The sequence below is a fragment of the Paraburkholderia phenazinium genome, assembly GCF_900142845.1.
GTDB lineage: Bacteria > Pseudomonadota > Gammaproteobacteria > Burkholderiales > Burkholderiaceae > Paraburkholderia > Paraburkholderia phenazinium_A.
In genome coordinates this window covers 3,033,389-3,055,348 of the sequence record NZ_FSRU01000002.1, presented here as the reverse complement: position 1 = coordinate 3,055,348, position 21,960 = coordinate 3,033,389, and the positions used below count along the sequence as shown (strand labels likewise).

Annotated in this window: 20 protein-coding genes; 8 read left to right on the top strand and 12 right to left on the bottom strand. The window is 64.0% G+C overall.

Annotated elements, in window-relative coordinates; translation table 11 throughout:
• The first annotated feature begins 2 nt into the window (after nucleotides 1-2).
• The 3 genes from queD to BUS12_RS30725 all read left to right on the top strand — a co-directional run bounded on the left by queD (nucleotide 3) and on the right by BUS12_RS30725 (nucleotide 2,158).
• Nucleotides 3-446: a 6-carboxytetrahydropterin synthase QueD gene (gene queD / locus BUS12_RS30735; protein WP_143788563.1), complete on the top strand. Its 444-nt coding sequence runs from the start codon at nucleotides 3-5 to the stop codon at nucleotides 444-446.
• A gap of 216 nt (nucleotides 447-662) precedes the next feature.
• Nucleotides 663-1,445, top strand: a complete 783-nt coding sequence (locus tag BUS12_RS30730; RefSeq protein ID WP_074301105.1) for an HpcH/HpaI aldolase family protein — start codon at nucleotides 663-665, stop codon at nucleotides 1,443-1,445.
• The gene (locus BUS12_RS30725) at nucleotides 1,442-2,158 is read left to right on the top strand and encodes a tetratricopeptide repeat protein (RefSeq protein ID WP_074301104.1); all 717 of its coding nucleotides are present in this window, start codon (nucleotides 1,442-1,444) and stop codon (nucleotides 2,156-2,158) included. The genes BUS12_RS30730 and BUS12_RS30725 overlap by 4 nt, the downstream gene beginning before the upstream one ends.
• 95 nt (nucleotides 2,159-2,253) lie before the next feature.
• On the opposite strand, the gene rodA is transcribed toward BUS12_RS30725, so the two are convergent.
• From rodA to BUS12_RS30700, 5 genes are all read right to left on the bottom strand, one after another.
• A complete protein-coding gene (gene rodA, locus BUS12_RS30720; protein WP_074301103.1) occupies nucleotides 2,254-3,402 on the bottom strand; it encodes a rod shape-determining protein RodA in 1,149 nt (382 codons plus the stop codon).
• A gap of 10 nt (nucleotides 3,403-3,412) precedes the next feature.
• Nucleotides 3,413-5,830, bottom strand: a complete 2,418-nt coding sequence (gene mrdA, locus BUS12_RS30715) for a penicillin-binding protein 2 (protein ID WP_074301102.1) — start codon at nucleotides 5,828-5,830, stop codon at nucleotides 3,413-3,415.
• A gap of 144 nt (nucleotides 5,831-5,974) precedes the next feature.
• Nucleotides 5,975-6,487 (bottom strand): rod shape-determining protein MreD, encoded by a 513-nt coding sequence (gene mreD / locus BUS12_RS30710; protein ID WP_074301101.1) that lies wholly within the window; start codon nucleotides 6,485-6,487, stop codon nucleotides 5,975-5,977.
• A complete protein-coding gene (mreC, locus tag BUS12_RS30705; RefSeq protein WP_074301100.1) occupies nucleotides 6,484-7,620 on the bottom strand; it encodes a rod shape-determining protein MreC in 1,137 nt (378 codons plus the stop codon). The genes mreD and mreC overlap by 4 nt, the downstream gene beginning before the upstream one ends.
• A gap of 151 nt (nucleotides 7,621-7,771) precedes the next feature.
• On the bottom strand, nucleotides 7,772-8,815 hold the full coding sequence (locus tag BUS12_RS30700; RefSeq protein ID WP_004189550.1) for a rod shape-determining protein: 1,044 nt from the start codon (nucleotides 8,813-8,815) through the stop codon (nucleotides 7,772-7,774).
• A 384-nt stretch (nucleotides 8,816-9,199) separates the two neighbouring features.
• Here BUS12_RS30700 and gatC point away from each other — a divergent pair, with 384 nt between their 5' ends.
• The 5 genes from gatC to BUS12_RS30675 all read left to right on the top strand — a co-directional run bounded on the left by gatC (nucleotide 9,200) and on the right by BUS12_RS30675 (nucleotide 14,380).
• Nucleotides 9,200-9,499, top strand: a complete 300-nt coding sequence (gene gatC / locus BUS12_RS30695; RefSeq protein WP_074301099.1) for an Asp-tRNA(Asn)/Glu-tRNA(Gln) amidotransferase subunit GatC — start codon at nucleotides 9,200-9,202, stop codon at nucleotides 9,497-9,499.
• 62 nt (nucleotides 9,500-9,561) lie between these two features.
• Nucleotides 9,562-11,052 carry an Asp-tRNA(Asn)/Glu-tRNA(Gln) amidotransferase subunit GatA gene (gene gatA / locus BUS12_RS30690; protein ID WP_074301098.1) on the top strand — a complete coding sequence of 497 codons (1,491 nt, stop codon included), beginning with the start codon at nucleotides 9,562-9,564 and terminating at the stop codon, nucleotides 11,050-11,052.
• A gap of 4 nt (nucleotides 11,053-11,056) precedes the next feature.
• A complete protein-coding gene (gatB, locus tag BUS12_RS30685; RefSeq protein WP_074301097.1) occupies nucleotides 11,057-12,532 on the top strand; it encodes an Asp-tRNA(Asn)/Glu-tRNA(Gln) amidotransferase subunit GatB in 1,476 nt (491 codons plus the stop codon).
• 149 nt (nucleotides 12,533-12,681) lie between these two features.
• Nucleotides 12,682-13,521: a PPK2 family polyphosphate kinase gene (locus BUS12_RS30680; RefSeq protein WP_074301096.1), complete on the top strand. Its 840-nt coding sequence runs from the start codon at nucleotides 12,682-12,684 to the stop codon at nucleotides 13,519-13,521.
• A 79-nt stretch (nucleotides 13,522-13,600) separates the two neighbouring features.
• Nucleotides 13,601-14,380, top strand: coding sequence for an exodeoxyribonuclease III (locus BUS12_RS30675; protein ID WP_074301095.1), 780 nt, complete (start codon nucleotides 13,601-13,603; stop codon nucleotides 14,378-14,380).
• A gap of 42 nt (nucleotides 14,381-14,422) precedes the next feature.
• Here the strand turns inward: BUS12_RS30675 and BUS12_RS30670 are convergent, their stop codons facing one another.
• The 7 genes from BUS12_RS30670 to argB all read right to left on the bottom strand — a co-directional run bounded on the left by BUS12_RS30670 (nucleotide 14,423) and on the right by argB (nucleotide 21,774).
• The gene (locus BUS12_RS30670) at nucleotides 14,423-15,658 is read right to left on the bottom strand and encodes a M48 family metallopeptidase (protein ID WP_074301789.1); all 1,236 of its coding nucleotides are present in this window, start codon (nucleotides 15,656-15,658) and stop codon (nucleotides 14,423-14,425) included.
• Entirely contained in the window at nucleotides 15,655-17,049 is a 1,395-nt protein-coding gene (locus BUS12_RS30665; RefSeq protein ID WP_074301094.1) for an AmpG family muropeptide MFS transporter, read from the bottom strand. Before BUS12_RS30665 ends, BUS12_RS30670 begins: the two co-directional genes overlap by 4 nt.
• A gap of 14 nt (nucleotides 17,050-17,063) precedes the next feature.
• Nucleotides 17,064-17,672: a methionine biosynthesis protein MetW gene (metW, locus tag BUS12_RS30660; RefSeq protein ID WP_074301093.1), complete on the bottom strand. Its 609-nt coding sequence runs from the start codon at nucleotides 17,670-17,672 to the stop codon at nucleotides 17,064-17,066.
• Complete coding sequence (gene metX, locus BUS12_RS30655) at nucleotides 17,669-18,814, bottom strand: homoserine O-succinyltransferase MetX (RefSeq protein ID WP_074301092.1); 1,146 nt, start codon at nucleotides 18,812-18,814, stop codon at nucleotides 17,669-17,671. The genes metW and metX overlap by 4 nt, the downstream gene beginning before the upstream one ends.
• A 369-nt stretch (nucleotides 18,815-19,183) precedes the next feature.
• Entirely contained in the window at nucleotides 19,184-19,870 is a 687-nt protein-coding gene (slmA, locus tag BUS12_RS30650; protein WP_074301091.1) for a nucleoid occlusion factor SlmA, read from the bottom strand.
• The gene (locus tag BUS12_RS30645) at nucleotides 19,837-20,637 is read right to left on the bottom strand and encodes a pyrimidine 5'-nucleotidase (protein ID WP_074301090.1); all 801 of its coding nucleotides are present in this window, start codon (nucleotides 20,635-20,637) and stop codon (nucleotides 19,837-19,839) included. Before BUS12_RS30645 ends, slmA begins: the two co-directional genes overlap by 34 nt.
• 237 nt (nucleotides 20,638-20,874) lie before the next feature.
• Nucleotides 20,875-21,774: an acetylglutamate kinase gene (gene argB, locus BUS12_RS30640; RefSeq protein ID WP_074301089.1), complete on the bottom strand. Its 900-nt coding sequence runs from the start codon at nucleotides 21,772-21,774 to the stop codon at nucleotides 20,875-20,877.
• Nucleotides 21,775-21,960: the final 186 nt, after the last annotated feature.

The window sequence follows — 21,960 nt, the reverse complement described above, 5'->3', positions numbered from 1 at the left end:
TGCTGACGATTACCCGAAAACTCGAATTCGACGCGGGCCACCGCATCCCCGATCACCGCAGCCAGTGCCGGAATCTGCACGGGCATCGCTATGTGCTGGAAATCACGCTGCAAGGCGATCTGGTCGATACGGAAGGCGCGCCGGATCGCGGCATGGTGATGGACTTCGCGGACGTGAAGTCGCTCGCCGTCGAACACCTCGTCGACAAGTGGGATCACGCGTTTCTCGTCTACGAAGGCGACACGCACGTGCGCGGCTTTCTCGATTCCATGCCGGGCCACAAGACGGTCGTGCTCGATCGCATTCCCACCGTTGAGAATCTCGCGGCGGTCGCGTTCGACCTGCTCGCGAATGTCTACGACGCCCACTACGGCGTGAATCTGCGTCTGCACAAGGTGCGTCTCTACGAGACGCCGAATTGCTGGGCCGACGTGGTCCGCGACTGAGTCGCAAGCGGGCCACCGGCGCTGCATCTACGCCGCAACCTTGCGCGCTGCGAGTCGTACCTCAGCGTCCGCGTTATTGTCACGGTATGATCGTTTCGATAACCACTCGGAGCGAGACATGCCGGTCACCGCACATCAAAGCGGGCGCGAGGCCCGCGGCGCCTGCCGCCTCTCCCGTGCTTCAGGCGACGTTGTGCGTTGCCGCGGAGTGCGGCGATGAGCACCTTCACCAATCCCCTCAAACAACGTCTCAAGGAAACTGAGGCGCTCTTTGGCGTGTGGCTCTCGCTTGGCTGCGAAAGCGCCGCCGAGGCGCTCGCGCATGCCGGCTTCGACTGGTTGCTGATCGATATGGAGCACGCGCCGATCGACAGCGCGGACGTCACCAACCAGTTGCGCGCGATTGCTGCAGCGCACCTGCCGAGCGAGCCCGCGGTGCGCGTGCCGGCGAGCGAAGCGTGGCTCGTCAAGCGCGTGCTCGATGCGGGCGCGCGCACGCTGATGTTCCCGAATATCGAGTCGGCTGAAGAGGCCGCGCATGCCGTGCGTCTGACCCAGTATCCGACGCCCGAGGCGCTCGACGGCTTGCGTGGCGTCGCGGGCGCCGTGCGTGCGGGGTCGTACGGCATGCGGCGCGACTACGTGCAGACGGCGAACGCGCAGATTGCGACGATCGTGCAGATCGAGTCGGCATCCGCCGTGCATGAGGTGGAGAAGATTGCGGCGACGCCGGGCGTCGATTGCCTGTTCATCGGACCCGCCGATCTCGCCGCGAGCCTCGGCCATCTGGGCGATTCGAAGCATCCCGAGGTGCAGGCGGCGATGAGCCACGTCGTCGCGGCGGCCGACAATGCCGGCATCGCAACCGGCATTTTTGCCATGGATTCCGCCGGCGCGCGACAGTATCGCGACGCCGGTTTTCGTTTTATCGCGCTGGCAAGCGACGTTATGTGGCTGCTGCGCGCGACGCGTCAAGCGCTGCAGGAGGTGCGGTCATGAAGGGTTTTTCGCAGTACGTCGTGCGTGTGGCGGTGGGGTTTGCCGCATGTGCCGCATTGGCGGTGGCGGCATCGGCGACGGTCAATGCACAGGACAAGCCGTCCAAAGCCGACGATCCGGAGACGCAGACAGCGGTCGCCGATTACAACGCGGGCAACCTGAGCTCGGCGCTCGTCGAATTTCACAAGGCGGCGCTGCGCGGCAACCGGCTCGCCGAATTCAACTACGCGATGATGTTGCTCACCGGCGAAGGCACGACGGCCAACGTGGATGAGGGCAAGAAGTGGCTGCGCAAGGCCGCCGACGCGAACATGTCGCACGCGCAGTATGTCTACGGCAAGATGTACGACGATGGCGAGTTCGTCGACCGCGATCCGGTGGAAGCGCACCGCTGGTTTCTGAAGGCGGCGCAGCAGGGGCACGTGCAAGCTGAGCTGGCGCTGGCGAACCAGTTTCTGGATGGCCGCGGCACGGCGCGCGACAATCGCCAGGCGTTCGTCTGGTACAAGAAGGCCGCGGAAGGCGGCGACATGACCGCGCAGTACGTGGCCGGCTCATTCTACGAACGCGGCGGCGACGGCGTGGACAAGAACCTGAACGTGGCGCGTGCTTACTATGCGGCTGCCGCGGCGCAGGGCGATCCGGCGGCCAAGCTGAAGTATCTGCAACTGAGCGCCCAATTGCGCGATGAGCACGAGGCCAAACCGCAGTAAAGCGCGCGAATAGGCGAATGAGGCCGTTCAATTGAAAAGGGGCGCAGTTCAAGATGCGCCCCTTTTCGTATCGCGAGCCGTGCATCCGCTCTGGATTAACTCTGCATCAGCCGCTTCTGTCGCCCGACGCTCATGATCAGGCCCGTCGCGATTCCCAGCGTAATCAGCGCCGTGCCTCCATAACTCATGAAGGGCAGCGGCACGCCGACCACCGGCAAGATTCCGCTCACCATGCCGATATTGACGAACGCATAGGTGAAGAAGGCCATGGTCAGCGAGCCCGCCAATAGCCGGCCGAAGAGTGTGGCGCCATTCGCCGCGATGTATAGCCCGCGCGCGATCAGACACATATACAGGAACAGCAGCACCACCCCGCCGGCGAGCCCGAACTCCTCGGAAAACACCGCGAAAATGAAGTCGGTGTGCTTCTCGGGAATGAATTCCAGGTGGGCCTGCGTGCCCTTCAGCCAGCCCTTGCCGAGCGGGCCACCCGAGCCGATCGCAATCACCGCCTGGATGGTGTGGAAGCCCTTGCCGAGCGGATCGGAGGTGGGGTCGAGCAAGGTGCAGATACGGTGCTTCTGATAGTCGTGCATCAGCGGCCACTGCACTTCAGGCTGGCAGATCTTGTCCTGAAACACCGCAATGGAGGTGACCGCGATCGCCGCGGCAATCAGCACCGGCACGATCAGCTTGAAACTCAGGCCCGCGAAGTAGATGACGAACAGACCCGCCGCGAACACCAGCACGGCGGTGCCGAGGTCCGGCTGCTTGGCGATCAGGCCCACCGGCACGGCCAGAATGATCAGGCCGACCAGATAGTCGTACCAGCGCATCACGCCTTCGCGGCGCTGGTAGTACCACGCGAGCATCAAGGGTGTGGCGATTTTCATGATCTCCGACGGCTGGATCACCACGCCGACGTTGATCCAGCGCTTGGCCCCCTTGCGCGTGAGACCGAATAGCGCCACCGCTACCAGTAGCGCAATGCCGAAGGTATACAGCGGGACGGCGAAGCGCATCAGCGTGGTGGGCGGCACATTCGCGAGCGCCCACATCAGCACGAAGGTCAGCATGATGTTGCGCAACTGGTCTTCCACCTTACCCGGCATGTCGAGCGTGGCGCTGTACAGCGTGACGATACCGACGCACATCAGCAGAAACACCGCGAGTGCGAGCGGGCGGTCGAAGCCGATGAACATCTTCTTGATGCGATCGAGCCAGGCGCGCTTGTCGAATTGCATGCCTTTCTCCTTACTCGTCGATGCCGCCGGAAACCGGCTGGCGGGGTGACGTGGGCTGAATGCTATCGTCGCGCGATGGCGCAGCGGCGGTGGGCGACGGTTCGCTGGCCGGGCGTGGATGGTGCGGACCGGATTTGCGCGGCACCAGTGTCCTGGTGGGGGCCGAGGCTGGGTCCGCCAGCACGGTGGTGGCGACGAACGGAGCCGAGGCGTCGTTTGCCGTAGCGCCTGACCGATCTGCACCCGTTGCCGCCCGATTAGCTGCGTTCTTATCGGCGCCCTTGCCGTCCGGCGCTGCGACGACAGGGCCAACCGGCGCCGCAGGTGCAACATCCGAAGCCGCCGACGCCGCAGCCGGTGCCGACGCCCCCGCTGCATTCGATGCGGCGCCGGGCATCGGCAAGGCAGTGAAGCCCGCAGCGACGGAAGCCGGCTGCATGATTTCGACAGCAGTCGGCGCCGAGCCGATCACCGGCGCCGACGCCTCCGCGGTTGCCGAAGCCGCCGCAGCGACGGCCGCCGCTTCCGCGCCCGGCTTGTTCCGGTCAACGAGGTAGTAGTCGAGCACGCGGCGCGCGATCGGGCCCGCCACTTCCGCACCCCAGCCACCGTTTTCGACGATCAGTGCGAGCGCGATCTTCGGATTGTCTGCCGGCGCGAAGGCGATAAAGAGCGCGTGGTCACGCAGATTTTCTGGAATCGCGTGGCCCTTGTAGTTCGCGCCCTGCAGCGAATAGACCTGCGCGGTACCGGTCTTGCCCGCGGCTTGATAGGGTGCGCCGATGAAGACCTTCGACGCCGTGCCGTTGGTCACGACACCGACCATCGCACGCTTGACGACATCAATATCGGTCTGCGACACGTTGATGCGGCCGTCGTCCTTCGGCACGGTCAGACGCTCGTCCTTGGTGATCGGATTTTCGATTTCCTTCACCAGGTGAGGCTTCATCACGATGCCGTTGTTGGCGAGCGTGGCGACCGCATGGGCAAGCTGCAGGATCGTGAACGAGTTGTAGCCCTGGCCGATCCCGAGACTGATCGTCTCGCCTTCGTACCAGCGCTGCTGTTCGGGCTTGCGGTAGGCTTTGCGCTTCCATTCGGTGGAAGGAAGAATGCCCTTCGCTTCACCGGCAATATCGATGCCGGTGATCTGGCCGAAGCCCCACGGCTTCATGAAATTGGCGATCGCATTGACGCCGAGATCATGCGCCAGCATGAAGAAATACGTGTCGTTCGACACCACGATGGCGCGGTTCAGGTCGACCCAGCCCTGGCCCGAGCGCACGTCGTTGCGGAACGTGTGGCCGCCGAACGTGTAGTAGCCCGGATCCTGGAAGCCCCAACCCGGCGTGCGCTTGTGCAGCGTCAGTGCGGCGAGCGCCATGAACGGCTTGTAGGTGGAGCCCGGCGGATAAGTGCCGTGCAGCGGCCGGTTCAGCAGCGGGTGGTCGGGCGAGTTGTTCAGGTCGTCCCAGGTCTGCTGGTCGATGCCGTCCACAAACGAATTCGGATCGAAGCTCGGCGCCGACACGAAGGCGAGCACGTCTCCACTCGACGGTTCGATCGCCACCAGCGCGCCGCGCTTGCCGGCAAATGCCTGTTCGGCGACCTGCTGCAGGCCGATGTCGAGCGACAGCACGAGGTTGTTGCCCGGCGTCGCCTGAGTGCGCGACAAGGTCCGCACCGGCCGTCCGCCTGCGGTCACCTCGACTTCCTCGAAGCCGGTCTGGCCGTGCAGTTCGGTCTCGTAGCTCTGCTCCACACCGATCTTGCCGATGTAGTCGGTGCCCTTGTAGTTGTTCGCATCGAGGCGCGGATCGTAGTGATCCGGATCGCTGTCGTTCTGGTCGCTGGCTTCGTCGATGCGGTCCTGATCGCGCTGCGAAATGCGCCCGATGTAACCGATCACGTGCGCGGCCGTCGCCCCTAGCGGGTACTGACGGAACAGCCGCGCACGCACCTCGACGCCCGGGAAGCGGAAGCGCTGCGCGGTGAAGCGCGCGACTTCGTCGTCGGTCAGGCGGGTGCGGATCGGCAGGCTCTCGAAGTTCTTCGAGTCTTCCTGCAGCTTCTTGAAGTTGCGCCGGTCGCGTGCGTCGATCGTAATGACGGTCGCGAGATTGTCGATGACGTTGTCGAGCGTGTCGTTGAGCTTCGAAGGCGTGATTTCCAGCGTGTAGGCGGAGTAGTTCTTCGCCAGCACGACGCCGTTACGATCCGTGATGATGCCGCGGTTCGGCACGATCGGCGCCACCGAGATGCGGTTCTCGTCGGCCTGCAGCGAATACTTGCTGTAGTGCCAGACCTGCAGGAACAGGAAGCGGAAAACGATCAGCCCGAAGCAGACGAACACGAACAGGCCCGCCGCCGCGACCCGCAGGCGGAACTTCGAGAGCTGTTGCTGAGTGTCCTTGAATTCGGCTGCCATGCTTTTGGTCAAAAGGCCGCGGAGCGGCCGTAAACGGTGAATGAGCCGCCGGCCGTGACCGGGAGGCAAGAGCGGTGTGGGCCGAGCCGGCCGGGGGAGCGCGTGTTTCGCGGGTTCAAGGAGGGGCTCGGTGCGCGCACTGCGCTAAATGGGCCGGGTGTCGTCCGGATCGGCCGGACGGCGCTGCGGCATCAGCAGCAGCGCACTCGCGATGGGCCAAAGCGCGGCTTCGATGAACCCGTCGATCAGGTAACCCCAGCCGGGAAACGCCGCGCCCATCAGCAGCCGGATCACGAACGGCACGAGCTGCGCGACCACGAACAGGGGCATTACCGCGAAGGTCTGCACGCCCATCGGCATCCACAGTACCCGCCGGTGGATGGTGATCGCACCGTACGACAGCAGCGTATAGGCCAGCGCATGCTCGCCGAGCAGGCTGGCGTTGTGCACGTCCATCAGGATGCCGAGCAGGAACGCGATGCCCATGCCGACCTTGCGCGGCTGGTGCACGTTCCAGAACAGCAGCACGAGTGCGACGAAGTCGGGCACGCCGATCAGGCGTCCCCACGGCATCAGGTTCAGCAGGAAGGCTGCTGCCAGGCTGAAGGCGATGAAGTACGGGTTAACCGGCTGCAGGATGTATTGAGGGCGGTTCACTCGTCGATCCCTCCCGTTGCCGGTTTTTCTACGGGCGGCCGGCCGTCGGCTTTCTTCTCGCCAGCCGGCTTTTTCTCGCCCACGGGCTTCTTCTCGGGAGCGGCCTTCTTTTCCGTTGCTGCCGCTGCCGTTGCCGTTGCCGAACTCGGCCTGGCTGCCGCCGCAGTAGCGGCGGATGCGGGCGCCGCCGCTTTGGCGTTCTTCTCCGGCGCCTTCTCCGCGGATTTCGCCCCCTTCTTCGCCTTCGCTTCCTTTGCGGAGCTGGCGGCATCGGGTTCGTCCGCCGGACGCGGCGGCACCGTGTTCTGATAGTGCAACACCAGCAGCTCGCGAGCGCCGCGCACCGGCGCAACCGGCAGGCACACTACGCGCGCGAATGCCGTATCGGCCTGCTTGTCGACCCGCACCACCTTGGCCACCGGCAAGCCCGGCGGATAGGTGCCGTCGAGGCCGCTCGTCACCAGTTCGTCGCCGGCCTGCAGGTCTGCGCTGATCGGCACGAAGCGCAGGTCGAGCGAATCGCCCTTCGGCGTGCCGTAAATCACGCTGCGCAGACCTGTGCGCACCACCTGCACCGGCACGGCCTGATCCTTGTCGGTCAGCAGCGTGACTTCCGCCTGCATCGGGAATACCCGCGTGACCTGGCCGATCACGCCGTCTTCGTTGACGACCGGCGAGCCGTCCTGGATGCCCTGCTGCGCGCCACGGCCAATGATGACCTTCTGGGTGAACGGGTCGCGCGTGTCGTACTGGATTTCAGCGGGGATCGATTGCGTGGTCATGCGCTGCGAGAGTTGCAGCAGCAGGCGCAGATGTTCGTTCTCGGCGCCCAGTTCGGCCGCCGTGTTGGCCTGCAGCGAGAGTTGCAGGTTCTTCTTGCGCAGGGTGTCGTTCTGACCGCGCAGCGTGGCGCTGGTGACGGCCAGATCCGCGGCGCCCATGAACATGTCGCGCGGTACGAGCGCGGCGCGCTGCAACGGATATAGACCCGCTCCGAGGACACCGCGAACGATTTCGAGCGTCCTGAAACGCGCATCCGAGATCAGCAGGGCGAGCGCCAGCAGCACGAAGAAAATCAGCCGTGCGAGTGCGGAGGGGCCTTGCTTGAACAGAGGCGGCGGACTGTATTCCATGGTCGGCGCCGGGGGCGTGAGCGGTTGGTCTGACTTCGGCGCGGAAACGCGTACTCAGCGCGCGGCAGCTGGATGAACCAGCCCAAGACAGGCCACCCCGAAGAAGGCTGGCCGTCCGATCCGCGCTGCTGACATGGAGATAAGCTCTCGCTTACTCGTACGAGAAGATGCTGCCGAGCTTGTCCATGCGCTCGAGCGCCATGCCCGAGCCGCGCACGACGCACGTCAGCGGGTCTTCGGCGACGAGCACCGGCAAGCCGGTTTCTTCGGCGAGCAGACGATCCAGGTCGCGCAGCAGTGCGCCGCCGCCCGTCAACATCATGCCGCGCTCGGCGATGTCCGCGCCGAGTTCCGGCGGCGTCTGTTCGAGTGCGATCTTCACCGACGACACGATCTGGTTCAGCGGATCGGTGAGGGCTTCGAGGATTTCGTTGCTGGAGATCGTGAAGCTGCGCGGAATGCCTTCCGACAGGTTGCGGCCCTTCACTTCCATTTCCTTGACTTCCGAGCCCGGGAACGCGGAGCCGATTTCCTTCTTGATCGCTTCAGCGGTTTGTTCGCCGATCAGCATGCCGTAGTTACGGCGGATGTAGTTGACGATGGCTTCGTCGAACTTGTCGCCGCCGACGCGCACCGAGCCTTTGTACACGATGCCGCCGAGCGAGATCACGCCGACTTCCGTGGTGCCGCCGCCGATGTCGACCACCATCGAGCCGGTGGCTTCCGACACCGGCAGGCCGGCGCCGATTGCGGCGGCCATGGGTTCTTCGATGAGGTAAACCTGCGAGGCGCCTGCGCCGTGAGCCGCTTCCTTGATGGCGCGGCGTTCCACCTGGGTGGAGCCGCACGGCACGCAGATGATGATGCGCGGCGACGGCGAGAACATGCGCGATTCGTGAGCTGTCTTGATGAACTGCTTGATCATCTGCTCAGTGACGGTGAAGTCGGCGATCACGCCGTCTTTCATCGGGCGGATGGCCTCGATGTTACCGGGCACCTTGCCAAGCATCTGCTTGGCTTCCTTGCCGACTGCCTGGATGGTCTTCTTGCCGTTGGGACCGCCTTCCTGGCGGATCGACACCACTGACGGTTCGTCGAGAACGATACCTTTGCCACGCATGTAGATGAGCGTGTTGGCGGTTCCGAGGTCAATCGCCAGATCGTTGGAGAAGTAGCTGCGCAAAAAACCGAACATTCAAAATCCTGTCTCGCTTGGGGCCTGGCCTCGCATCGCACCGAATGCGCAGGGCGGCAGCGGAAAAAATAACAGCTTCAACCGGGCGGATGCTGCGCCACAGAGGCTTGAAGCTGCGAGGGAATCTACCGGAGGCCGGAACATGGTCAGGCATCTATCTCTGGATCATTTGCTGCAAATGACCAGAAAGCCCTTGGTAAGTCGGTCCGGGTTTGGGTCGAACGCGTAATGATACCTTATAATTTTGAATGATTTGAAGGAAACGGATGGCACTTTTTGCCTCCGCTGGCCCCTTTTTCGAGGGGCTCCTCCAGTGTCGTAACCCGCTGTCACAGCATTGTTTTTCCCACCCTGTGACGGTCCACCACATTTTCCGGTGACTGCATGGCTCTGACCCTGACCGATGTTAAGCGCATCGCGCATCTTGCGCGGCTCGAACTGGCCGACGCCGAAGCTGAGCATACGCTCGCCCAGCTCAATGATTTTTTCGGCCTTGTCGAGCAGATGCAGGCCGTCGACACCAAGGGCATTGAACCGCTCGCCCATCCGATCGAGCAGATCGAAGATGTTGCACTGCGTCTGCGCGAAGACGCCGTGACGGAAATCGTGCAGCGCGACGAATTCCAGCGCCCTGCGCCTGCCGTGCAGGACGGGCTGTACCTGGTGCCGAAGGTCATTGAATAAGAATATGGATCCGGCGCGCAGTGCCCTGGGGGCTGCGCGTCCCGTTCTTCAGGAAAAACGCAATGCATGAAAAAAGCTTGACCGAACTGCGTGCCGCCCTCGCTGCGAAGGAATGCTCCGCAGTCGAACTGGCGCAGCTCTATCTGAAGCGGATCGACGCAGCCAAAAGCCTGAACGCCTTCGTGCAGGTCGACGCCGATCTGACGCTCGAGCAGGCCAAAGCCGCCGACGCGTTGCTTCACACCGGCCACGCCGGTCCGCTGGTCGGCCTGCCGATCGCCCACAAGGACGTGTTCGTGACGCGCGGCTGGCGCGCCACCGCCGGCTCGAAGATGCTCGCCAATTACACGAGCCCGTTCGACGCAACGGTGGTCGAGCGTCTGAAGCGCGCCGGCATGGTGTGCGTCGGCAAGACCAACATGGACGAGTTCGCGATGGGCTCGTCCAATGAGAACTCGTACTTCGGCCCGGTGCAGAACCCGTGGGACACGAAGGCGGTGCCCGGCGGTTCGTCGGGCGGTTCCGCCGCAGCCGTGGCCGCGCGTCTTGCGCCCGCTGCAACCGGTACGGATACCGGCGGCTCGATCCGCCAGCCGGCCTCGTTCTCGGGCATTACGGGCATCAAGCCTACGTATGGGCGCGTGTCGCGCTACGGCATGATCGCGTTCGCCTCGTCGCTCGATCAGGGCGGCCCGATGGCGCAGAGCGCCTCGGACTGCGCGCTGCTGCTCAACGCCATGCACGGTTTCGACGAGCGCGATTCGACCAGCCTCGTGCGCGACGACGAAGACTACACGCGCTATCTCGGCCAGAGCTGGTCCGCCGACGGCGCGGCGGCCAGGCCGCTCGCCGGCCTGCGCATCGGCCTGCCGAAGGAATACTTCGGCGCAGGCCTCGCCGACGACGTGCGCGCCGCCATCGATGCTGCACTGAAGCAATACGAAGCCCTCGGCGCTACGCTGGTCGAGGTCACGCTGCCGAAAACCGAGCTGTCGATCCCCGTGTACTACGTGATCGCCCCGGCGGAAGCCTCGTCGAACCTGTCGCGTTTCGACGGCGTGCGCTACGGCCACCGTGCCGCCGAGTACCGCGATCTGCTCGACATGTACAAGAAGTCGCGCGCCGAAGGCTTCGGCCCGGAAGTGAAGCGCCGCATTCTGGTGGGCGCCTACGTGCTGTCGCACGGCTACTACGACGCGTACTACCTGCAGGCGCAGAAGATTCGCCGCATCATCGCGAACGACTTCCAGCAGGCGTTCAAGCAGTGCGACGTGATCATGGGGCCGGTGGCGCCGTCGGTGGCGTGGGACCTGGGGGCGAAGGGCGACGATCCGGTGCAGATGTATCTCGCCGATATCTACACGCTGTCGGTGAGCCTCGCCGGCTTGCCCGGCATGAGCGTGCCGTGCGGCTTCGGCGCGGGCGCGAATGCGCAGCGTCCGGTCGGTCTGCAGATCATCGGCAACTATTTCAACGAAGCTCGCATGCTGCAGGTTGCGGATGCGTTCCAGCGCGCAACCGGCTGGCATCGCCAGGCACCGGCAGGAGTGTGAACACATGACCAAACAATGGGAAGTCGTGATCGGTCTCGAGACGCACACGCAACTGTCGACCGTCTCGAAGATTTTCTCGGGCGCCGCCACGCAGTTCGGTGCCGAACCCAACACGCAAGCCTGCCCCGTGGACCTCGCTTTGCCGGGCTCGCTGCCGGTGATGAACCGCGGCGCCGTGCAGCGCGCGATCGAATTCGGCCTTGCCATCGGTGCGACTATCGCGCCGCGCAGCATCTTCGCCCGCAAGAATTATTTCTACCCCGATCTGCCGAAGGGCTATCAGATCAGCCAGTACGAAATTCCGGTGGTGCAAGGCGGCACGGTCACGATCCAGGTGCCGGCCAACGAGAAAGCCGGCAAGGAAGCGTACGTCAAGACCATCAACCTGACGCGCGCTCACCTTGAAGAAGACGCCGGCAAGTCGCTGCACGAAGACTTCGCGGGCATGACGGGCATCGATCTGAACCGCGCCGGCACGCCGCTGCTCGAAATCGTCACCGAGCCGGAAATGCGCAGCGCCGCCGAAGCGGTGGCCTATGCGAAGACGCTGCATACGCTCGTCACGTGGCTCGGCATCTGCGACGGCAACATGCAGGAAGGCTCGTTCCGCTGCGATGCGAACGTGTCGGTGCGGCCGGTTGGGCAAGCGGAGTTTGGCACGCGTGCCGAGATCAAGAACCTGAACTCGTTCCGCTTCCTCGAAGAGGCGATCCAGTACGAAGTGCGCCGTCAGATCGAACTGATCGAAGACGGCGGCACGGTGGTGCAGGAAACGCGTCTCTACGATCCGGACAAGCGCGAGACGCGTTCCATGCGCAGCAAGGAAGACGCGCACGATTACCGCTATTTCCCGGACCCGGATCTGATGCCGCTGGTGATCGAGCGGGAATGGGTCGAGCGCGTGAAGGCCGAAATGCCCGAACTGCCCGTCGCGATCCAGCAGCGCCTCGTGGACCAGTACGGCCTCACGCCTTATGACGCGGTCGTGCTGACCTCGAGCAAGGCGATGGCCGCGTACTACGAAGCGCTGGTGGCGAAGCTCGGCGCGGCGCAGGCGAAGGTCGCGGCGAACTGGATGATGGGCGAAGTGTCGTCGCTGTTGAACCGCGAAGGTCTCGACATCGTCGACAGCCCGGTCTCCGCAACGCAGTTGGCGCTGCTGCTGCAACGCATCGCGGACGGCACGATTTCGAACAAGATCGCGAAGGAAATCTTCGTGGCGATCTGGGACGAAAAGGCCACCGACGAAGCCGCGGCCGACCGTATCATCGAAGCGAAGGGGCTCAAGCAGATCTCCGACACGGGCGAGCTGGAAGCGATCATCGACGAGGTGCTTGCGGCCAACCAGAAGTCGGTCGAGGAATTCCGCGCCGGCAAGGAAAAGGCGTTTAACGCGCTGATCGGCCAGGCGATGAAGGCCACCAAGGGCAAAGCGAATCCGCAGCAGGTCAACGAACTGCTGAAGAAAAAGCTGTCCTGAACGAAGTGATGGAGTGGCCGTTGCGCGTGCATGTATAAGTGCGCGGCTTCGGTACTAACGGGCTGTTGCCGGACGAAAGTAGGGCAGCGGCCCGTTTCGTTTTGCTGCAGCGCGCTTGTAGCAGACGTGGCGAACATGGGAGCCAACGTATGGCAAAAAAGCCGGAACTCGACGATTTCCGCGTGCCGTATTTCGACGACGGCAAGAAGATCGCAAAATTCGCGCTCGCCGATTTCGACCCGGCCGCGAAGCCGTTTTCAACAGGCACGAAGGACGGCGATCGCGACCGTCTGGCGGCAATCGGTGCTGAGCTGGACGCGTTGCAGGAGCGCCTGCATGCCCAGCGTTTGCAGCGCGTGCTGCTGGTGCTGCAGGGCATGGATACGAGCGGCAAGGACGGTACGGTGCGCGCGGTGTTCCACGACGTCGATCCGCTCGGCTTGCGCATTGTGCCGTTCAAGGCGCCGACGCCTGTCGAACAGGCGCACGACTTCCTGTGGCGCGTGCATTCGCAGGTGCCGGCGGCCGGCGAACTGACGGTGTTCAACCGCAGTCAGTATGAGGACGTGCTGGTGCCGGTCGTATTGGGTCAACTGGACAAGGCTACCTGCGAGCAGCGTTACCGGCAGATTCGCGATTTCGAAGCGATGCTGGCGGAGAACGGCACGACCATCATCAAATGCATGCTGCACATTTCGAAGGACGCGCAGCGTGCGCGCCTGCAGGCTCGCATTGACGATCCCACCAAGCACTGGAAGTTCGACGTCTCGGATCTGGAGGCGCGCAAACAGTGGGATCAGTATCAGACGGCGTATCACGACGCGCTGGCGGCGACCTCGACGCCCTACGCGCCGTGGTACATCATCCCGGCCGACTCGAAGACCCATCGCAACGTGATGGTCGCCGAGTTGCTGCTGCGCAGCTTCGAAGGCCTGAAGCTCGAGTATCCGCCGGCGAAGGAATCGCTCAAGGGCGTGAAAGTCGAATGACGTGAGCCATGGTTTCCGCTCCGGATGGAGTCGAACCCTGAGCCATGAACCCCCAACGGATCAACAATAAAGGAACGACATGTTGCGTGTGATTACCGCCAACCTGAACGGCATCCGCTCTGCGGCCAAGAAGGGCTTTTTCGAATGGTTCGGCGAACAGAAAGCGGACATTCTCTGCGTGCAGGAAATCAAATGCTCGCAGGACGACATGACCCCCGAGTTTCTCGCCCCGCACAACTTCACCGGCTACTTTCAGCATGCGGTGAAGAAGGGCTATAGCGGCGCGGGGGTGTATACGCGTCATGAGCCGGACGAGGTGGTGATCGGCTTCGGCAGCGAAGAGTTCGATCCCGAAGGACGCTATGTCGAACTGCGTTTCGGCAAGCTCTCGGTGGTGTCGGTGTATGTGCCGTCCGGTTCGAGCGGCGAAGACCGTCAGCAGGCCAAGTTCCGCTTCATGGACGAGTTCATGCCGCATCTCGCCGAACTGAGCCAGGAACGCGAAGTGATCGTGTGCGGCGACGTCAACATCGTCCATAAGGAAATCGACATCAAGAACTGGAAGAGCAACCAGAAGAATTCAGGTTGCCTGCCGGAAGAGCGCGCGTGGCTGACCAGGCTGTTCGACGAAGTGGGTTACGTCGACGTGTTCCGTACGCTCGATCAACGGCCCGAGCAGTACACGTGGTGGAGCAATCGCGGTCAGGCGTATGCGAAGAACGTCGGGTGGCGGATCGATTATCAGATCGCCACGGCAGGCATTGCCGGCAAGGCAAAGCGCACCGACGTGTTCCGCGACATCAAGTTCAGCGACCACGCGCCGTTGACCGTCGACTACGACCACAAGGTCAAGAAGTAAGCGGGCGTCAGGTGCCCCGCTTGTGCGGGGTGCTTCAGCGCTTCAGTCGCCGCGAACCGGAACGCGCCGCGGGCGGCCGATACCCGCATAGTCGGGCAGCTCGTCGACGGTCTTGCCGATAGCTTTCGCGTAGAGCTGCAGCATGTCCGGCAGCCGTTTCACGATGTCCTGGCGGCGTGCGGCCGTGTACGGATGGCCGTAGATGTAGTCCTGATTGCGATTGCTGTGCGTCGCCGCCGCCAGCTTGTCCCACAGCGTGATCGCGGCGCGCGGATCGTAACCTGCGCGTGAGGCGATGTCGCTGCCGATCACGTCGGCCTCAGTTTCGTCGGTGGGCGTGTACTTCATCTCGAGCAGTTGCGAGCCGATGCCGAGCACCGTCGCGCCCAGATCGGCCAACCCGAATAACTGCGGAATCGTGCCGGACGAATCGAGTTGCGCCGCCTGCTGTTCGCCGAGACGCTCGCGGGCGTGCTCGCGCAGCGCATGGGCGATCTCGTGGCCGAGCAGCATGGCCAGTTCGTTGTCGTTCAGACGCACGCGATCGAGGATGCCGCTGTAGATCACGATCTTGCCGCCCGGCAGACAGTACATGCGGATATCCGGCGAACGGATCACCGCGATGGTCCACTTCCAGTTCTTCGCCCGTTCGTTCCACTTCAGCGAATACGGAATCAGCTTGTCGACGATCGAGCGCACGCGGATCACCCGTGCGTCGCTGGCGGGGTAGAGGCGGTCGGCGTGCTGGGCGCCGTAGACGATCTGTTCGAATTCGTCGGCGGCCTGCGCTTCCAGTGCCGGTGAGGGAATCAGATTGCGGAACACCGCATAGCTGCCGAAATGCAGCTGCTGAGGGGGCGGCGAGTAGGGCGGCGGCACGGACGGCGCTGCGGCCTGGTTGGCGGTGTGTGGCGGCTGTCCGGTGGTCGCGGATGGACTCTGCGGTGCGGTCGGGCTGGAGGGGGCGACGGGCGTGCTGCCGGCGCTGGCTCCGCTCGCTGCACTCGCAGCGCCTGATGTCGCGGCAGAGGGGCTTTCGGCAGGCGCTGCAGCCGGCGCCGCGGCCGGTGCCGACTTCGCGGCGGGCGCGCTCGCCGGCGTGGCCGCGCTGCTCGCCTGCGCGGCAGGCATTGCGCTCGCGTAGGCGCTCCATGGCGCCGCAAGCACACTGCCCGCGCAGAGCAACGCGAGCGCCGCACGCAGTGCGCGACGCGCGGCGGCCGCGATCCCGTGGGGCGGTTTCGCAGCGGCCTTGTGCCGTGCCGCAGGCCCGCTCACGAGCGCAGCCTCCACGGCGCGATGCGCAGCAACAGCAGCATGCCGGGCAGCGCCAGTGCGGTACAGGCGAGGAAGTAGTCGAACCAGCCGATCTGCGCGACCACGTAGCCGCTTGCCGCAGAGGCCAGCGTGCGCGGCACCGAAGCAAGACTCGTGAAGAGCGCGAACTGGGTGGCGGTGTAGCGCGGATCGGTGGTACTGGCGATGTACGCGGTGAATGCCGCCATCGTCAGGCCGGTCGCAAAGGTTTCGAGGCCGTAGACGAGCGCAAGCGCGACCGAGCGTGGATCAAGCAGCACCGTCCAGTCGATGCCGAACACGGACAGCAGCCGCGTCACGGCGTGGCTCGCGAACACGGCGAAATCGTAGATGGCCGTGAGTCCCGGCGACGCCGGTCCGAGATGCGCAAGCCAGGCAAAGCCGAGCGTCGACACCATCTGCAGCACGCCGAACACCCACAGCCCGCGGCCGATGCCGATGCGCATCATCCAGAGTCCGCCGACGATCCCCCCCGCGAGGCTCGCGCCGAACGCGGTGGTCTTGGCGATCACGCCGATCTGCGTGCGCGAGTAGCCGATGTCCAGAAAGAACGACGTCGACAGGTTGGTCGCCATCGTGTCGCCGAGCTTGTACAGGAAGATAAAGCCGAGCACGAACAGTGCGCCGCGCCAGCCGTCGCGCAGGATGAATTCGCGGAACGGTTCGACGATCGCTTCACGCAGGTTGCGCGGCGGCGCGCCGTGCACCTTCGGTTCGCGCACCACGAGCGTCATGATCATGCCCGGCACCATGAACGCGGCCGTCACCATGAAGACGGTGGTCCACGGCAAATGGTCGGACAGAATCAGTGCGAGCGAGCCCGGCACCAGCGCCGCAATCTTGTAAGCGTTGACATGCACCGCGTTGCCGAGACCCTGCTCGGTATCGGTGAGCAACTCGCGCCGGTAGGCATCAATGGAAATGTCCTGGCTGGCGCCGAAAAACGCCACCAGCGCGGTGAGCGCCGCGACCGTCCAGATCGAATCGCGCGGCGACACGAAACCGAGCGCGGCGATCGCGCCGGCCACCAGGACTTGCGTGACCAGCATCCAGCCGCGCCGGCGTCCCGGCCGCCAGCCCGGCAGGCGCGGCACGTAGCGGTCCATCAGCGGCGCCCAGACGAATTTCCACGTATAGGGAAACTGGATCAGCGCAAACAGGCCGATTTCCTTCAGATTGACGCCTTCGGACCGCAGCCATGCCTGCACCAGATAGACGAGCGTGAAGAGCGGCAATCCCGACGTAAAGCCGAGAAAGACGCAGATCAGCATATGCGTGTTGAGAAACGCGCGCCAGCCGGTGTGTTCGACGTGAGCGGTAAGTGCGGGCGCCTCGTGCGGCGGGTTCGACATTTGGGTGAGTGGCGTTAGCTTTTCTTGACGCGATAGACCGCAAGACTACCACGCCAGTTCACCCCCCACCGCACCGCCTGGCCGCCATGCAGCACGACCCGGTCGAGAATCTCGATGCCCACCTCCGGCGCCAGCGCCTCGAAATCCTTGATGGTCAGCACCCGCACGTTCGGCGTGTTGTGCCACTGATACGGCAGCGATTTCGACACCGGCATGCGGCCTCGCAAGACCGAAAGCCGGTGGGCCCAGTAGCCGAAGTTCGGGAACGAGACGATGCATTCCTTGCCGACCCGCACCGTCTCGCGCAGGATCGCGGCGGTCTGGTGGATGGTCTGCAGTGTCTGCGAGAGGATGGCGAAGTCGAAACTGCCGTCTTCGAACAGGCGCAGGCCGTCTTCGAGATTCTGCTGGATCACGTTCACGCCGTTCTTCGTGGCGGCCAGCACTCCGGCGTCGTTGATCTCGATGCCGTAGCCCGACACTTCGAGCTCCTCGGTCAGCGTCGAGAGCAGCGAGCCGTCGCCGCAGCCCAGATCGAGCACCGTCGCGCGCGGTTCGACCCAGCGGGCGATGGCGCGGAAGTCGGGGCGCAGCGCAAGATAATCGAGAGCGCGCTGGTTCATGCGTTCACCTCGGTGGCAATACGTTCGTAATAGGCGCGCATCAGGTTGTGATAACGCGCGTCGTCGAGCAGGAAGGCGTCGTGGCCGTGCGGCGCGTCGATTTCCGCGTAGGTCACCGTGCGTTTGTGATCGAGCAGCGCCTTCACCAGTTCGCGCGAGCGTGCTGGCGCAAAACGCCAGTCGGTCGTGAAGCTGGCGATCAGGTATTTCGCCGTGGTGTGGGCGACGGCTTTCGTCAGGTCGCCGTCGAAGGCCTTGGCCGGATCGAAATAGTCGAGCGCGCGCGTGATCAGCAGATAGGTGTTGGCGTCGAAGTAATCGGCGAACTTGTCGCCCTGATAGCGCAGATACGATTCCACTTCGAATTCGACGTCGAAGTTGAAGTTGTAGGCATCGACGGCGCCTTCCGCGCGACGCAGCGAGCGGCCGAATTTCTCCGCCATGTCGTCGTCCGACAGATACGTGATGTGGCCGATCATGCGCGCCACGCGCAGCCCGCGCTTCGGCTTTACGCCATGCGCGTAGTAGTTGCCGCCGTGGAAGTCGGGATCGGAGAGGATCGCCGAGCGCGCCACCTCGTTGAACGCGATGTTCTGCGCGGACAGCTTCGGCGTGGATGCCACCACGATGCAATGGCCGACGCGCTCCGGATACATCATGCTCCACGCGAGCGCCTGCATGCCGCCGAGGCTGCCGCCCATCACCGCGGCGAAACGCTCGATGCCGAACGCGTCGGCGACGCGCGTCTGCGCGTTCACCCAGTCTTCCACGGTGACGACCGGGAAGCTCGCGCCGTACGGAACGCCCGTGGCGGGATTGAGGCTCATCGGACCGGTCGAGCCGAAACACGAACCGAGGTTGTTCACGCCAATGACGAAGAACCTGTTCGTGTCGAGCGGCTTGCCCGGGCCCACCATATTGTCCCACCAGCCCACATTCTTCGGGTCGTCCGCATAGACGCCCGCCACATGGTGCGAGGCGTTCAGCGCGTGACAGACCAGCACGGCATTGCTGCGCGCAGCGTTGAGCGTGCCGTAGGTTTCCACCATCAGGTCGAAACCGGCCAACGAGCTACCGTTCTGCATGAGCAGCGGCTCGGAGAAATGCATTTTCTGGGGAGCGACGATACCGATTGAATCCATTCATTCCGCCTTCAACAGGGACGGCTAAATGGTGTCGGCAAGGCACGGAAAAGGACGATGTGCGCGGCTGACGACCTCTTTAGCCGCATTTATAGTGAACCGCCGGATGGAATTCCGGCAGGTTCGCGCGCCCGCAATCGAGTCAGCAAATCGGCGCGTCTACGACCGTTGGTGACAACAGTCAGGCGCAAAGTATAGCGGAAAATTCAGCGTGGCAACGCCGGGCGCGCCGGGGCGCGGCCCGGTGCGTGAACCGCCGCTGCGCACGCCGTATACGAACGCAAGGGCGTCCCGCACAGCGCTTACCGTGGTATTCGGAGTTTCGACACGACGTGCCGCCACCTGCGCGATGTGTACGACTGCCTTGGACTACTGAAGAATCAGTCTTAACTGAGCGTCGGCATGTTCGGCCGGATTGCGGGCAAAGCCGCTGCGCACATAGCGGTGCCAGCGCCCGACGATATAGCTGAGCAGCAGGTTGGCCCGCACGGCGGGGTCGTAGTCGGCCGGCAGCGGCACGGTTGCCGGATTGTGCGCGTGTGCCTCGCTCTGCACATTGGCGTCCATCAGGGCGAGCCGCAGGCATTGCTTGAGCGACGCTTCGACCCGTTCGAGCATCTGGTTGACGCGCTCGGTTAGCCGTTCATGCTCGCCCACCAGCGCCTCGCAGGTCAGCACGCGCGTCATGCCGGGATTTTTCGCGGAAAAGTTGAGCAGCATCAAGGCGATGGTTCGTGCCTGCAGCACGCCATTGGGCTCTTTCGTTGCGATCTGGTTGATCAGCCCGAAGATGGATTGCTCGATGAATTCGATCAGGGCTTCGAACATTTGCGCCTTGCTGGCGAAATGCCGGTACAGCGCGGCTTCCGAGACGCCGAGCCGCGCGGCGAGCGCCGCGGTGGTGATCTTCTCGTTCTTCGGCGCCTCCAGCATGGTGGCGAGAGTCTGGAGGATATGCACGCGGCGTTCGCCCGGTTTCAGGCGGGCCGCGCGGGTACTGCCCGTGGCTGGCGGTTCTTCGGTTACGGCTTCGTCATGCTTGTGAATCGGTTGCATGTCTGTCGTCCCTTCAGTCGCACTGAGCGGGTGCCCAATCGGAGTGATTTTAACGAACGGATGCGCTTGTCGACATAGTGCGGCCGGCCCGTGCCCGGCAAGCGGCCCGGAATGCCGCTGGCGCCCGTGTGGCCCGGCAGATGACCGACGATCCACACGGTGCGGATGCCGAGCCTGCGGTAGTTCTTCAGATGCGAGCGCGTGTCTTCGACCAGGATGGCGTCCGCCAGCGGCACGTGGGCGTCGCGCATTGCCCGGCGCAGCATGCCGGCGTCGGGCTTGGCGCGCCAGCCGCGCCGGTCGCGCATGTGTTCGATGGCGATCACGCGCTCGAACAGCCGCTCGACGCGCAGTTCGGCCAGCACCGCCCGCGCGTATTGTTCCGGGGCGTTGGTCAGCACGATCTTGCGGCCGGGCAGGGCGGCGACCAGGCGGGCGAGGCCGCGTTCGCTGTGTACCATCGACGGCAGGTCGGCGAAGGTGTGCACGACCTTCAGGAAGTCATGCGGGTCGATCGGGGTGTGACGGGCGAGACCGAGCAGCGTCGCGCCGTAGCGTTCGGTGTAGCCGACGCGCATGCGGTTGGCTTCGTCGCGGTCCACCTGCAGGGTGTCGATGATGTACTGCGTCATCGCCCGGTTGATCTGCGGAAAGATCGAGTGCGATGCGTGGTGCAGCGTGTTGTCGAGATCGAACAGCCACACCGGACTGCCGCCTGCGATGTGGGGCCGGCGGCGTTTAGCGTGGCTCGAGGGGAAGGTGCGCATGATGACGGGAAACCGGACCGGGTTCGTGCCGCCGCGGTTTGCAATGAACGAGCGGTGGCCTGCGGTCCATCATGCGTGCGGCGGGAGAAAAAAGGAAGGGCAGGGCGCCACGGCGGATGCGGGGCCTGGCGCCTGATGCCGAGACTGCTGTGGTGAGGTCAAGCGAAGCGCCAGGCGGTAGCCTGCCAGGCGAAACAGGCAGCTCATCCACGGGACGCGCTGCCTGGCCAAACATGCTTAGTGCGAGCGGATCATCGTGCCGAACGGCTGTTCGGTCAGGATTTCCAGCAGTACCGAGTGTTCGATACGGCCGTCGATGATGTGCACCGAGCGCACGCCGCTCTTCGCCGCGTCAAGCGCGGAGGAGATCTTCGGCAGCATGCCGCCGGAGATGGTGCCGTCGGCGAACAGCGAGTCGATCTCGCGCGCGGACAGGTCGGTCAGCAGATTGCCTTCCTTGTCCATCACGCCGGGGATGTTGGTCATCATGACGAGCTTTTCGGCGTTCAGCACGACCGCCAGCTTGCCCGCGACCAGATCCGCGTTGATGTTGTACGACAGGCCGTCTTCGCCGAAGCCGATCGGCGAGATCACCGGAATGAACGCGTCGTCCTGCAGTGCCTTCACGACCGCCGGGTTGATCGCCTCGACTTCGCCGACCTGGCCGATGTCGACATACTGGCCGGGGTTCTCGCGATCCGGCATCAGCATCTTGCGGGCGTGGATCAGGCCGCCGTCCTTGCCGGTGAGACCCACGGCGTGACCGCCGAAGTGATTGATCAGCGTGACGATGTCCTGCTGGACTTCGCCGCCGAGCACCCATTCGACGACTTCCATCGTCTCTTCGTCCGTGACGCGCATGCCCTGGATGAAGGTGCCCTGCTTGCCGATTTTCTTGAGCGCCTGGTCGATCTGGGGACCGCCGCCGTGCACGATGACCGGATTGATACCGACCAGCTTCAGCAGAATGACGTCGCGCGCGAAGCCTTGCTTCAGACGCTCCTCGGTCATTGCGTTGCCGCCGTATTTGATGACCACGGTCTTGCCGTGATACTGGCGAATATAAGGCAGCGCCTCGGCCAGAATTTCAGCCTTCAGGGTGGGGGCGATCTGCGAAAGGTCGGGAATTTCGGACATGGCGGCAGGGCTCAGGCACGGAACAGTTGAAACACGGCGAATTGTACAGGACTGGCGCGCTGCAACAGGGTTTTCCATATGCGTTCCGGCGACGAGTGCCGCCGCGCTTCCGCACTGCGCAATGGACGTTGCGCGCACGCCACTTTGGAGGCGGTTCCGAGGGCATTTGCGGGGTATTTGCAGGGG

Bases quoted from the DNA above. Each gene is read 5' to 3' on its own strand.
- gatA (WP_074301098.1), top strand. From the start codon at position 9,562: ATGCATGAAAAAAGCTTGACCGAACTGCGTGCCGCCCTCGCTGCGAAG.
- argB (WP_074301089.1), bottom strand. From the start codon at position 21,774: ATGTCCGAAATTCCCGACCTTTCGCAGATCGCCCCCACCCTGAAGGCT.
- mrdA (WP_074301102.1), bottom strand. From the start codon at position 5,830: ATGGCAGCCGAATTCAAGGACACTCAGCAACAGCTCTCGAAGTTCCGC.
- metW (WP_074301093.1), bottom strand. From the start codon at position 17,672: ATGAACCAGCGCGCTCTCGATTATCTTGCGCTGCGCCCCGACTTCCGC.
- BUS12_RS30665 (WP_074301094.1), bottom strand. From the start codon at position 17,049: ATGTCGAACCCGCCGCACGAGGCGCCCGCACTTACCGCTCACGTCGAA.
- gatB (WP_074301097.1), top strand. From the start codon at position 11,057: ATGACCAAACAATGGGAAGTCGTGATCGGTCTCGAGACGCACACGCAA.
- gatC (WP_074301099.1), top strand. From the start codon at position 9,200: ATGGCTCTGACCCTGACCGATGTTAAGCGCATCGCGCATCTTGCGCGG.
- BUS12_RS30730 (WP_074301105.1), top strand. From the start codon at position 663: ATGAGCACCTTCACCAATCCCCTCAAACAACGTCTCAAGGAAACTGAG.
- BUS12_RS30700 (WP_004189550.1), bottom strand. From the start codon at position 8,815: ATGTTCGGTTTTTTGCGCAGCTACTTCTCCAACGATCTGGCGATTGAC.
- rodA (WP_074301103.1), bottom strand. From the start codon at position 3,402: ATGCAATTCGACAAGCGCGCCTGGCTCGATCGCATCAAGAAGATGTTC.
- BUS12_RS30725 (WP_074301104.1), top strand. From the start codon at position 1,442: ATGAAGGGTTTTTCGCAGTACGTCGTGCGTGTGGCGGTGGGGTTTGCC.
- BUS12_RS30675 (WP_074301095.1), top strand. From the start codon at position 13,601: ATGTTGCGTGTGATTACCGCCAACCTGAACGGCATCCGCTCTGCGGCC.
- mreC (WP_074301100.1), bottom strand. From the start codon at position 7,620: ATGGAATACAGTCCGCCGCCTCTGTTCAAGCAAGGCCCCTCCGCACTC.
- metX (WP_074301092.1), bottom strand. From the start codon at position 18,814: ATGGATTCAATCGGTATCGTCGCTCCCCAGAAAATGCATTTCTCCGAG.
- slmA (WP_074301091.1), bottom strand. From the start codon at position 19,870: ATGCAACCGATTCACAAGCATGACGAAGCCGTAACCGAAGAACCGCCA.
- BUS12_RS30680 (WP_074301096.1), top strand. From the start codon at position 12,682: ATGGCAAAAAAGCCGGAACTCGACGATTTCCGCGTGCCGTATTTCGAC.
- BUS12_RS30645 (WP_074301090.1), bottom strand. From the start codon at position 20,637: ATGCGCACCTTCCCCTCGAGCCACGCTAAACGCCGCCGGCCCCACATC.